Here is an 11,608-nt window from a genome sequence, read left to right as displayed (position 1 = left end):
AGTGTCGAGGGGTGCAGACTCCCCCGATGCTCGAGACCGCCGACTTCCGTGCCGAACTGCAGCCCGATCGCGGCACGAACGGCGGGTACTCCCTCGTCGTCGACGGCGTCACCCAGTCGCACGTGAACCCCGACGACCCGCGCGACCTGCAACTGCCGTACATCCGGCGCATCGCCGCCGTGCTCGCCACCCTGCCGGGCGAGGCGCCCGCCGTGCTGCATCTCGGCGGTGGAGCCCTCACCCTGCCCCGGTACGTGCACGCGATGCACCCGCAGAGCCGGCAGCGCGTCGTCGAACTGCACGCCGAACTGCTCGCGTTCGTGACGGACCACGTGCCGCTGCCCGCCGGCGCTCCCATCGAACTCACGGTCGGCGACGCCCGCGCCGAAGTGCAGCGGCTCGCCGGCGGGGGCGACGATCAGTGGGACCTCGTGCTCGTCGACGTCTTCTCGGGCGGAGCCGCACCGCGCCACGTCACGACGATCGAGTTCTTCGCCGAACTCGTCGGGGTGCTCGCGCCGGGCGGCGTGCTGGTCGTCAACTGCCTGAACGGCGCCGAACCGCAGGTGACGGACGACACCCTCGCCGCCGTGCTCGATCTGCTGCCAGAGGTGCTCGTGATCGGCTCCGAGGCCGTGCTCCAGCGGGTCGCGCCGGGCAATACGATCATCGTGGGCTCGCGGCATCCGCTCGACCCTGAATCGGTCGCGCAGTGGATCGCGACTGACCCGCTGTCGGTTGCGACCGGCGCGACCGTCGTCGACGGCCCGGCGCTCGAAGAGCTCGCGGGAGTCGTTCGGCACGACGCATAGCCGGAGCCCGGCGACCCGACCGCGAGCGGTCCGGCGACCGAACGGCCGAGCGGTGGCCGAGCGGTGGCCGGCGTTGCCTAGCGGCGCAGCATCTTCTGCAGGGCCGCGAGCTCTTCCTCGCTCGGTGCGGCCTTCGCCCCGCCGCCGCCCAGGCCGAAGCCCGAACCGGTCGGCGCCGTCGCAGCGCCCGGAGTCGCGCCGGAGGCGATCGCCGCGTTCTCGGTGGCTCGCTTCGCGGGGTTGCCCGAGCGTGAGCCCGACTTCTTCTTGCCCTTCGCCGCCTGGCGCTTTCCGCCGCCGTGGCTGCCGCCGCCGGGCAGCGGCCCCATGCCCGGGATCTGGGGCACGCCGCCGCGGGCGACGGTCTTCATCATCTTCGCGGCCTGCTCGAAGCGCGAGACGAGCTGGTTCACGTCGGTGACGGTCATGCCCGAACCCTTGGCGATGCGCAGGCGCCGCGAGCCGTTCAGGAGCTTCGTGTTCTCGCGCTCGGCGGGCGTCATCGACTGGATGATCGCTTCGGTGCGCACGATCTCGCGCTCGTCGAAGTTCTCGAGCTGCTGCTTCATGCCGCCCGCGCCCGGCAGCATGCCGAGCATCTTCTTGATGGAGCCGGCGCCGCGGAGCTGCTGCATCTGGCCGAGGAAGTCGTTCAGCGTGAAGGTGTCGGTCGCGAACTTCTCGGCGACCTTCATCGCCTCTTCTTCGTCGAACGCCGACTGCGCCTGCTCGATCAGCGTGAGGATGTCACCGAGGTCGAGGATGCGGCTCGCCATGCGGTCGGGATGGAACGGCTCGAAGTCGTCGAGGCCCTCACCGGTCGACGCGAAGATGATGGGGCGACCGGTGACGGAGGCCACGCTGAGCGCGGCGCCGCCGCGCGCGTCGCCGTCGAGCTTGGTGAGCACGACGCCCGTGAAGTCGACGCCCTCTTGGAAGGCCTTCGCGGTGGTGACGGCGTCTTGACCGATCATCGCGTCGATGACGAAGAGCACCTCGTCGGGGTTCGTAGCCTTGCGGATGTTCGATGCCTGCTTCATGAGCTCGGCGTCGACGCCGAGACGACCCGCGGTGTCGATGATGACGACGTCGTGCAGCGCGCGCTCGGCGTGCTTCACCGCGTCCTTCGCGACCTTCACGGGGTCGCCCGTGCCGTTGCCGGGCTCGGGGGCGAAGACCGGCACGCCGGCCTGACCGCCGACGACCTGCAGCTGATTCACGGCGTTCGGGCGCTGGAGGTCGGCCGCGACGAGGAGCGGCGTGTGCCCCTCTTTCGCGAGCCACTTCGCGAGCTTGCCCGCGAGGGTGGTCTTGCCGGCACCCTGGAGGCCCGCGAGCATGATGACCGTGGGCGGGTTCTTCGCGAACTGCAGGCGACGCTGCTCACCGCCGAGAATCGCGATGAGCTCTTCGTTGACGATCTGCACGACCTGCTGGGCCGGGTTCAGCGCCTTGTTGACCTCGTCGCCGAGCGCGCGCTCGCGCACGTGCGCCGTGAACGCCTTGACGACGTCGAGCGAGACGTCGGCGTCGAGCAGCGCGCGACGGATCTCGCGAACGGTGCCGTCGACATCGGACGCGGAGAGCTTGCCCTTGGTGCGGAGATTCTTGAAGGTCTCGGCGAGGCGGTCAGACAGGTTTCCGAAGGTAGCCATGGTGCCTTCGATTCTAGGCGACGGCGGATGCCTCTTCCGCGCCGCCCGAGGGCGGCGAGGTCAGCCCTCGAAACGCGCGTCGACGATGTCGCGGCCGACGTCGATCGTCGCGATGAGCCGCTCGTCGGTCTCGTCGGGCGCCAACGCGTACTCGAACTCCGCGAACGCCTCTCCCTCGCCGAACAGTTCGGGGCGGAGGTCGACGCGTACGAGCGTCATCGATCGCAGCGCGTCGATCTGCCGGTCTCCCGAGTCGCGCCCGATCGCGTCCTCGATCTCGTCGGCGACGTCCGAATCGGGGTCGAGCAGCACGTTGAGGAACCTCGCAGCGGGTGAACCGCCCGAATCGAGCTGGCTGACGAACGCGTTGCGCACCTCATCGTCGGCGAACTCGAGCTCGCTCACGAGTGCCGCCGCGGCATCGAGTGCCGGAAGCGGAACCTCGTCGTCTTCGGTCTCGAGGACGACCTCGACGCGCTGGTCGGCGTACTCGATCGTCTCGGACCAGTATTCGCCGACGACGCCGAAGTAGTCGTGTTCGGTGGCCATCTGCCGCTCTCCCTCTGGTGTGGCCGGCCTCAGCCGACGAGCTTCTGTGCGAAGACGTGCGGCGTGAATCCCGTGAGGTCGCCGATGCCCTCGCCCTGCCCGATGAGCTTGATCGGCAGACCCGTCTTCTCCTGCACCGCGAGGACGAACCCGCCCTTCGCACTGCCGTCGAGCTTCGTGAGCACGAGCCCCGTGACCCCGCCGTGCTCGATGAACGCCTCGGCCTGCGCGAGCCCGTTCTGGCCCGTCGTCGCGTCGAGCACGAGCAGCACCTCGCTGATCGGCGCCTGCTTCTCGACGACGCGCTTGATCTTGCCGAGCTCGTCCATGAGCCCGCCCTTCGTGTGCAGGCGACCGGCGGTGTCGATGATGACGATCTCGGTGCCGTCGCGCTTGGCCTGCTCGACCGTCTGGAACGCGACGGACGCGGGATCCTGCCCCTCGCGTTCGGGGCGCACGATGCCGACGCCGGCGCGCTCGGCCCAGGTCGCGAGCTGGTCGACCGCCGCAGCGCGGAACGTGTCGGCCGCGCCGACCACGACGGTGCGATCGAAGGTGCGGAGGAACCGCGCGAACTTGCCGATGGTCGTGGTCTTGCCGACGCCGTTGACGCCGACCACGAGCACGACGGCGGGCCGCTCGGTGAGCTTCAGCGTGGGGTCGTACTTCGCGAGCCGCTCCTCGACGATCTCACGGAGCATCCGCTGCACGTCTTTGGGGTCGGTGGTCTTGAACCGCTCGACCTGCGCGCGAATCTGCCCGACGATCTCCTCGGTGACCGAGGGGCCGAAATCGGCCCGGATCAGTGCGGACTCGAGGTCGTCCCACGTGTCCTCGTCGATCGTCTTCGCACCGAAGACCCCGCGGAGTGCCGCGCCGAGCGACCAGGATGCACGTTCTGCCATGTCACCAGCCTACGGGCAGTGGATGTCGCGGGCCGCCGTGCGCCCGACGGCACGAGTCGGCTCAGCTCGCCTTCGCCTCGCGGCCCTCGCGGCCCTCGCGCTCGTCGCGCACGCGCTGCCCGACGACCGCGGACACGCCGTCTTGCCGCATCGAGACGCCGTAGAGCGCGTCGGCGATCTCCATCGTGCGCTTCTGGTGGGTGATCACGATGAGCTGGGAGTCGTCGCGCAGGGACTCCATGGTCGTGAGCAATCGCCCGAGGTTCGCGTCGTCGAGCGCCGCCTCGACCTCGTCCATGATGTAGAACGGGCTCGGGCGGGCCTTGAAGATCGCGATGAGCAGCGCGACCGCGGCGAGCGAGCGCTCGCCGCCCGAGAGCAGCGAGAGCCGTTCGATCTTCTTGCCCGCGGGCTTCACGCTCACCTCGATGCCCGTCGTGAGCATGTTCTCGGGGTCGGTGAGCGTGATGCTGCCGACACCGCCCGGGAAGAGCACGGGGAACACCTCGGCGAACGCCGCCTGCGTGTCGTCGAATGCGCTGCGGAAGATCGACTCCATCTTGCCGTCGATCTCCTCGATGATCGTCAGCAGATCCTTCCGGGTGTTGGCGAGGTCGGTGAGCTGCTCGGTGAGGAAGAGGTGGCGCTGCTCGAGCGCCGCGAACTCCTCGAGCGCGAGCGGGTTCACGCGCCCGAGCTGCGCCATCTTGCGCTCGGCCTGCGCGAGACGCCGCTGCTGCTCCTCGCGCACGAACGGGCGAAGGCCACCGGCACCGCCTGCGTCACCGAGGCCCCTGCCCTCGCCTGCGTCATCGCCCTCGCCCGCGTCCGCATCCGCGTCATCCACGGGGATCCCCTGCTCGGGCCCGTATTCATCGACGAGCACCTCTTCGGTGAGCCCGAGCTCCGACTCGGCGCGCTCGACGAGGCCGGCGACGTGGAGCTTCTTCTCGTAGATGCGCAGTTCGAGCCCGTGCACGTCTTCGGTGACCGATTGCAGGCGCTCGCGCACGGCGGCCTCTTCGCGGCGCACCGCCTGCAGTTCTTCGTTGCGGCTCGCGCGTTCGGCTTCGGCGCGGCCGAGCGCCACTCGGGCTTCGGCGACGGACGCGTCGACCGAGGCGAGCACTGCGGGCAACTCGTCGGCCACCCCGGTCGCCGCCTCGAGCTGTGCCCGGCGGATCACGGCCCGGCGCGCGGCATCCGCTGCGGCCTGTCGCTCCGCTTCGAACTGGGCCTCCATGGCACGGATGCGTGCCTCTTCGGCGCGCACCCGCTCCTTCGCCGTCTCGAGCCGCAGCTTCGCCTCGACCTCGGCCTCGCGGGCCGTCTCGAGGGCGGCGAGCGCGCCGTCGCGGGCGTCCGTCTCGAGCACCGGTCGCGGTTCGGCGCGCGCCCCCTCGAGCGCGATCTTGGCGGCGGTCGCAAGCTGCTCTGCCTCGGCGACGCGCTCTTCGGCGAGCGCCGCGGCCTGCCGCAGGCGCTCGGAGTCGGCGTCGGCGGCCTCGGCCTGCACGCGAGCACGGTTCAGCCGCTCGGTGCGCTGGGCGAGCTGCGCGTCGAATTCGCGCAGCGCCGCGAGTGCTCGCTTCGACTGGTCTTTCGACTGCTCCACGATCTGGCGCTGCTCGGCGAGCTCGAAGCGGGCGCGCTCGATCTCGGCGCGCACCTCGTCGAGGCGGGCGGCGGCGCGATCGCGTTCGGCGATGAGTTCGATGCGGCTCTGCTTGCGGCCCGAGCCGCCGCGCAGCACGTAGCGGCCGACGACGGTGCCGTCTCTCGTGATGACGGTGGCCGGTTCTGCACGTGCGGCGAGCGCCGGCTCCACGGCACGTGCAGCCGCGAGGTCGTCGGCGATGAGCACTTCGGCGAGCAGGCCCAGCACACCGGCGGGCGCGGTGACGATGTCGGATGCCGCGGTGAGCCCGTCGATCGGAGCGGCCCGCGCCGGTTCGGCGCCGGCGTCGGCGAGCGCGAGGGCGACCCGACCGAGTTCGCCGCGTTCGGCATGCTCGAGGGCGCGGAACGCCGCCGCCCGGTCGTCGACGAGCACCGCGTCGCTCAGCGAGCCGAGGGCCGCGGCGATCGCCGCCTCGTAGCCGGGCTCGACCTGCAGCGCCTCGGCGAGCAGGCCTCGCACCCCGCTGACGCCCGCCTTGGCGAGCGCGGCCGAGCCGTCTTTCTGGTCGAGGGCGAGCGAGAGCGCCTGGGTGCGGGCGCCGAGGGCGCCGTGTTCGCGTTCACGTTCGTGCAACGCCTCGCGGATGCGTTCGATCTCGGCCTCGGCCTCGAAGACGGCGGCCTGAGCGAGCTCGAACGCCTCGTCGAGGTCGGTCTCGGCGGTCTCGCCGTTGTCGGCCTCGGCCTCGGCGGCGGCGAGCGCGGCCGAGGCCGACGCGCGGCGCTCGGCCGAGGCAGCGAGGGCGTTCTCGTGGCGCAGCACCTCGCCGCGCACGGCGGCGAGCTTCGAGGCCGCCGTGTCGGCCTGCCCGGTGAGTTTGGAGAGTTCGAGGTCGTACGCCGACACGAGCGCGCTCTGCCGGGCGATGCCCTCGTCGACCGTGTCGAGTTCGGCGCGGCGGTGCATGGTCGCCTCGTGCGCGTCGTCGAGAGCGGATGCCGCGTGGCCGACGCCATCGCGGATACCGGTGAGTTCGGCCACCGCCTCGTCGATCATCGAACGGGTGACGCTGGGCGAGACATCCGTCTGCTCTGCCGCGCTGCCGAGCAGTGCGATGCGCTGCCGGGCGAGCGAATCGAGCGAGCGCAGTGCCCCCTGCGCCTGTTCGAGCGCGAAGGTCGTCGAGCGTGCCCGATCGACGGCGTCGCCGATCTGCGCCTGTTCGAGGCGGGTGACCTTGGCCTGGTGCCGCTCGAGCTGGTCTTGCAGCACGAGCCGCTCGGCGTGGCGCTCGTGCTCGCTCTTGCCGTGCTCGTCGAGCGCGCGGCGGAGGCCGACGACCTCGTCGGCGAGCAGTCGCGCCTTCGCATCGCGCACGACGGCTGCGATGGTCGCGGCCTCGCGGGCGACCTCGGCCTGGCGACCGAGCGGCTTCAACTGCCGCCGGATCTCGCCCGCGAGGTCGGAGAGGCGGGTGAGGTTGGCCTGCATGGCATCGAGCTTGCGGAGCGTCTTCTCTTTGCGACGGCGGTGCTTCAGGATGCCCGCCGCCTCTTCGATGAAGCCGCGGCGGTCTTCGGGCGTCGCCCGCAGCACCTGGTCGAGCTGGCCCTGGCCGACGATGACGTGCATCTCGCGGCCGAGGCCCGAATCGCTGAGCAGTTCCTGCACGTCGAGCAGCCGGCAGTTGTCGCCGTTGATGGCGTACTCGCTCGTGCCGTTGCGGAACAGCGTGCGCGAGATCGTCACCTCGGTGTACTCGATCGGCAGCGCGCCGTCGCTGTTGTCGATCGTGAGGCTCACCTCTGCACGACCGAGCGGGCCGCGGGTCGAGGTGCCCGCGAAGATGACGTCCTCCATCTTGCCGCCGCGCAGGGTCTTCGCGCCCTGCTCGCCCATGACCCAGGCGAGGGCGTCGACGACGTTGGACTTGCCCGAGCCGTTGGGGCCGACGATGCAGGTGACGCCTGGTTCGAAGGCGAACGTCGTCGGCTGAGCGAAGGACTTGAAGCCCTTGAGCGTCAGGCTCTTCAGGTACATGGCCCCCCGTGCGGCTCGTTCAGTGCGGATACCACTGCTGCGGATACCTCGCAAAAGCGTACCCGAGCGGATGCCTCGTGGCGCGAGCCCTCGCCGCCGGCGGGCGATTGCGGTTGCGGGCGAAACGCCGCGCCGGTAATCTGATCGGCTGCCCGCACGACGCGGGCCGGAGAGTGCAGCCCTTCAGATGAATGTCGACATTCGACCGATCCCCGTTCCCGATGCGCTCGGAACGCCTGCTGCCGTCGATTTCGAGGCGTACGCGGCGTTCGCCGAGGCGCTCGACGTCGAGGTGCACGGCAGCGACGAACTCAGCTTCGGAGCCGACGAACTGCTCGTGTTCTCCCGCGATCAGCGGTACACCGCTCGACATGCCTTCGGCGCGTGGGACGGCGCCCGTCTGGTCGGTGCTGCGAACGTCGTCTGGGAGCTCGATGCCGACGCGACGACCGCCTTCTCGACCGTGCTCGGCGTCGCACCCGAGCTGCGTCGCCGCGGCGTCGGCGGCCGCCTGCTCGCAGAGCTCGAGCGCACCGCTCGCGAGGCCGGCCGGCACACGCTCGTGCTGCGCGGCTCGCATCGCATCGACGAGGACGCGCCGGACGCGGACGCGGACGCGCCGGACGGTGCGCCGGCGGCTGGGTCGGAGGTTGCGTCGGGCGCCGAACGGCTGCGGGCACCGCAGGGCGACGCGAGCATCGCCGCCGACGAACCGTCGGCGAGATTCGCCCTGGCCCACGGCTACGCGCTCGGTCAACTCGACCGGATGAGCGCGATGCCCGTCACCGGCCGCGCGGACGAGTTCCGAAACCGACTCGCCCGCCACGAGGCATCCTCGCCCGCCTACCGGCTCGTGACTTGGAGCGACCGCGCGCCGGACCACCTGATCGGCAGCCTGGCCGGCGCGCACGAACGGATGTCGGTCGACGCTCCGAGCGGGGCGATCGACTACGAGCCCGAGGTCTGGACCGCCGATCGCATCCGGGGCGAGGAGCAGGACGCGCTCGATGCCGGCCGTCGCATGGTCGTCACGGCCGCCGTCACCGAGAACGGCGAGGTGGCCGGCTACACCATGCTCGCACTCGCGCCGCGAAAGCGGGTCGCGTACCAGGACGACACCCTCGTGCTCGCGGAGCACCGCGGCCACGGCCTCGGCATGCGCATGAAGCTCGCGAACCTGCTCGAACTCGGGCGCATCGCGCCCGATCGCGAGCGCGTGCTCACGTGGAACGCCGACGAGAACGCGCACATGCTCGCGATCAACATCGCGCTCGGATTCGAACCCGTCGCCGTGGATTCGTCGTGGCAGAAGGGATGACCGTGGAGATCCGCAGGGTGCCCGTACCCGCCGCACTCGGCACGCCGGAGGCGGCCGAGTTCGAGACGTACGGGGCACTCGGGTTCGTGCTCGAGCGCGCCAACTGGGGGCACGACCACTTCGCCGAGTCCGCGGCGATGCTGCTCGGGCAGCTTCGCCACAGCCGCCACCGCGGTCACGTGCTCTACGGCGCCTGGGACGGCGCCGCGATGGTCGGCCGAACCGGGATCGGCTGGGAACTCGGCGCGAATGCCGCGACCGTCGAGCTCACCCTCGGCGTGCTGCCGTCGCACCGCAGGCGCGGCATCGGGTCGATGCTGCTCGGCGCGGCCGAAGACCTGGCTCGTGAGCTCGGCCGCGAGGCCGTCGTCGGGTACTCCGACCATCCCGACGCCGCCGACACGGCTGCCGTCGGCGCCGAGCCGATGCTGCGCGCGCCCCACGGGGAGGCCGGGCTCGCGGCATCCACCCCCGCTGCCGGCTTCGCGTCGGCGCACGGCTACGCGCTCGGCCAACTCGAGCGGGTGAGCAGCGTCACGGTGGCGGGCCGCGCCGACGACTTCCTTCGCGATCTCGAAACGCGTACGACGCGGGCGAAGGCCCGCGGCTATCGCGTCGTGTGCTGGAGCGACCGCACCCCGCCCGACCTCGTCGACGCCTACGCGGCCGCGCGAGCGCGCATGGCGCTCGACGTGCCCGCGGGCGGCATCACGATCGACGAGGAACGCTGGGATGCCGCCCGCGTGCGCGAGCGCGAGACCGAGTCCCTCGACGGCGGCACGGGCCTGCTCGTGGCGGCTGCTGTGACGGGCGACGGCACGGTCGCGGGCTACACCGAACTCGAACTGCCGCTCGGCCGCGGGTTCGCCTACCAGTACGACACCCTCGTCGTCGACGCGCATCGCGGCAACGGACTCGGCATGCTCGTGAAGCTCGCGAACCTCGTGCGCCTCGCCGAGACCGCGCCCGAGCGCGCGGTCGTCTACACCTGGAACGCCGACGAGAACGAGCACATGCTCGCGATCAACGTCGCCCTCGGCTTCCGCCGCTGCGGCCTCGAGGCGGTCTGGCAGCGGGGGTGACGGCCGCGCAGGCTCGTGAACTCCCCCGGCGCCGCGGGCTATGCCGGCGGCGCTGCGAGCTCGCGTGCCGCGTACTCGGCCTGCAGGGCTGCGAACGCAGCCATGTCGACGGGCGCCGGGTTGCCGGCGAGCGCGGCTTCGAGCCGGTCGAGGCCGTAGTGCGCGCCCACGAGGTCGCCGCGTTCGATCGCCATGTCGGGGTCTGGCACGAAGTACGTGGCGAGTAGCCGGGTGCCGTCGGGCGTGGGCTCGAGCTCGTAGCGCATCCACGAACCCGGGCTCGTGTGACTGTGCTCGAGCAGCGTCGGCGCCTCCAGTCGCAGGATGGTGAACTCGAGCGTCTGCATCTCGTCGCCGTCGGGCCACGGGAAGGCGATCGAGCCGCCGACGCGCAGGTCGACCGTGACGTCGGTGGCGAACGGCGGCCACCACTCGGCGAGGCGCTCGGGCTCGGTGATCGCCGACCAGACCTCGTCGACGGGGAAGGCGAGGCGCCGGTCGTAGCGGATGATGCCGCCGTCGGCGGTGCGCTCGATCGTGCCGAAGCGCGTGGGGTTCGGATCGGTGGTGGTCATGACGGTGTTCCTTTCGCAGTTCGTTCGAGGTGCCGCTCGAGGGAGTCGAGTCGATTCGACCACTCCGCCCGATACGGTTCGAGCCAGTCGTCCAGCTCTCGCAGCGGCTCGGCGCGAAGGCGGTAGAGCCGTCGTTGCGCGTCGTGCCGGGCTTCGACGAGCCCCGCGTCGCGGAGCACCTTGAGGTGCCTCGAGACCCCGGGCTGGTGCATGCCGACGAGTTCGACGAGTTCGCCGACCGAGCACTCGCCGCCGCGAACGGCGTCGAGGATGCGGCGGCGGGTCGGTTCGGCGATGGCCTCCAGCACAGCGGTTGTCGTCATGGGTTGATCATACGCCGTCGCATATATATGCGCAAACGTATTTTCAAGAGCGCTCGCCGTATCGCGCGACGATCGTCAGCACCGCCTCGTCGACGACGCTGCGCGTCTCGTCATCGCTGAGCGACCAGCCGCCGTGGATCAGGCGGGGCCAGAAGACGACGGTCGAGATCATTCCGAGAAATTGGGATGCCGCGACATCCGGATCATCGATGTGTGCGGTTCCCGCCGCGGTCTCGGCGCGGAGGTAGCGCCCGAGCGCCGCGAACACCGGGAAGGTGCTGAAATCGAAGGTGCGCTCGCGCAGCTCTGGAAACCGCTGTGACTCGCCGATCAGGATGCGGAGCAATTGCTCCATGCGCGGTCGATTCAGGAGCTCGACGTACGCGGCGCCCAGAGCCTGGAGCCCCGCGCCGAGATCCCCGGTCGAGGGGTCGACGACCTCGCCGACGGGTGCATCGCCGGCCGCGAGCACCATCGCCTCGAAGAGCTCGGCCTTCGTCGGGAACTGCTTGAACAGGGTCGCCTTCGAGACCCCGGCACGCTCGGCGACGCGCATCAGCGGGGTGCCGTCGTAGCCGTGCTCGAGGAACAGGCCGGTGGCCGCGTCGAGGATCGCCGCGCGGTTGGCCTCGGCGATGCGGCGGTGGTAGGCGGAGAGTTCGCGGGACATGCGCCCAGTATGCCAGAGAGGTGAGTCGCTTGACTCAGGACTCGCCGCTTGTTACCTT

General features: G+C 70.8%; 10 protein-coding genes. 3 read left to right on the top strand and 7 right to left on the bottom strand.

The annotated features are described in order from the left end of the window. The first annotated feature begins 11 nt into the window (after window positions 1-11). On the top strand, window positions 12-812 hold the full coding sequence (locus ACWGST_RS00550) for a spermidine synthase (RefSeq protein ID WP_452044693.1): 801 nt from the start codon (window positions 12-14) through the stop codon (window positions 810-812). A 77-nt stretch (window positions 813-889) separates the two neighbouring features. Here ACWGST_RS00550 and ffh read toward each other — a convergent pair whose 3' ends face one another. The 4 genes from ffh to smc form a co-directional block, all read right to left on the bottom strand. Continuing rightward, window positions 890-2,467 carry a signal recognition particle protein gene (gene ffh / locus ACWGST_RS00545; RefSeq protein ID WP_452044692.1) on the bottom strand — a complete coding sequence of 526 codons (1,578 nt, stop codon included), beginning with the start codon at window positions 2,465-2,467 and terminating at the stop codon, window positions 890-892. Window positions 2,468-2,527: 60 nt separating this feature from the next. Then, window positions 2,528-3,016, bottom strand: coding sequence for a hypothetical protein (locus tag ACWGST_RS00540; RefSeq protein WP_452044691.1), 489 nt, complete (start codon window positions 3,014-3,016; stop codon window positions 2,528-2,530). Window positions 3,017-3,045: 29 nt separating this feature from the next. After that, window positions 3,046-3,921, bottom strand: coding sequence for a signal recognition particle-docking protein FtsY (ftsY, locus tag ACWGST_RS00535; RefSeq protein WP_452044690.1), 876 nt, complete (start codon window positions 3,919-3,921; stop codon window positions 3,046-3,048). Window positions 3,922-3,982: 61 nt separating this feature from the next. After that, the gene (gene smc, locus ACWGST_RS00530) at window positions 3,983-7,582 is read right to left on the bottom strand and encodes a chromosome segregation protein SMC (protein WP_452044689.1); all 3,600 of its coding nucleotides are present in this window, start codon (window positions 7,580-7,582) and stop codon (window positions 3,983-3,985) included. A 187-nt stretch (window positions 7,583-7,769) separates the two neighbouring features. Between smc and ACWGST_RS00525 the strand changes: the two genes are divergently transcribed. Both ACWGST_RS00525 and ACWGST_RS00520 read left to right on the top strand, forming a co-directional pair. Then, entirely contained in the window at window positions 7,770-8,900 is a 1,131-nt protein-coding gene (locus ACWGST_RS00525) for a GNAT family N-acetyltransferase (protein WP_452044688.1), read from the top strand. Continuing rightward, complete coding sequence (locus ACWGST_RS00520; RefSeq protein WP_452044687.1) at window positions 8,897-9,982, top strand: GNAT family N-acetyltransferase; 1,086 nt, start codon at window positions 8,897-8,899, stop codon at window positions 9,980-9,982. Before ACWGST_RS00525 ends, ACWGST_RS00520 begins: the two co-directional genes overlap by 4 nt. Window positions 9,983-10,020: 38 nt before the next feature. Here the strand turns inward: ACWGST_RS00520 and ACWGST_RS00515 are convergent, their stop codons facing one another. Genes ACWGST_RS00515 through ACWGST_RS00505 form a run of 3 tightly spaced genes read right to left on the bottom strand, consistent with a single transcriptional unit; the run spans window position 10,021 to window position 11,550 of the window. Further along, the gene (locus ACWGST_RS00515; RefSeq protein WP_452044686.1) at window positions 10,021-10,557 is read right to left on the bottom strand and encodes an SRPBCC family protein; all 537 of its coding nucleotides are present in this window, start codon (window positions 10,555-10,557) and stop codon (window positions 10,021-10,023) included. Further along, on the bottom strand, window positions 10,554-10,880 hold the full coding sequence (locus tag ACWGST_RS00510; protein ID WP_452044685.1) for an ArsR/SmtB family transcription factor: 327 nt from the start codon (window positions 10,878-10,880) through the stop codon (window positions 10,554-10,556). Before ACWGST_RS00510 ends, ACWGST_RS00515 begins: the two co-directional genes overlap by 4 nt. Before the next feature lie 43 nt (window positions 10,881-10,923). Beyond that, the gene (locus tag ACWGST_RS00505; RefSeq protein WP_452044684.1) at window positions 10,924-11,550 is read right to left on the bottom strand and encodes a TetR/AcrR family transcriptional regulator; all 627 of its coding nucleotides are present in this window, start codon (window positions 11,548-11,550) and stop codon (window positions 10,924-10,926) included. Window positions 11,551-11,608 lie beyond the last annotated feature (58 nt).

The sequence above is a fragment of the Agromyces sp. NPDC055520 genome (genome assembly GCF_053619715.1).
Note: the sequence above shows the minus strand (reverse complement) of the source record. Positions and strands in the feature narration are given on the sequence as shown.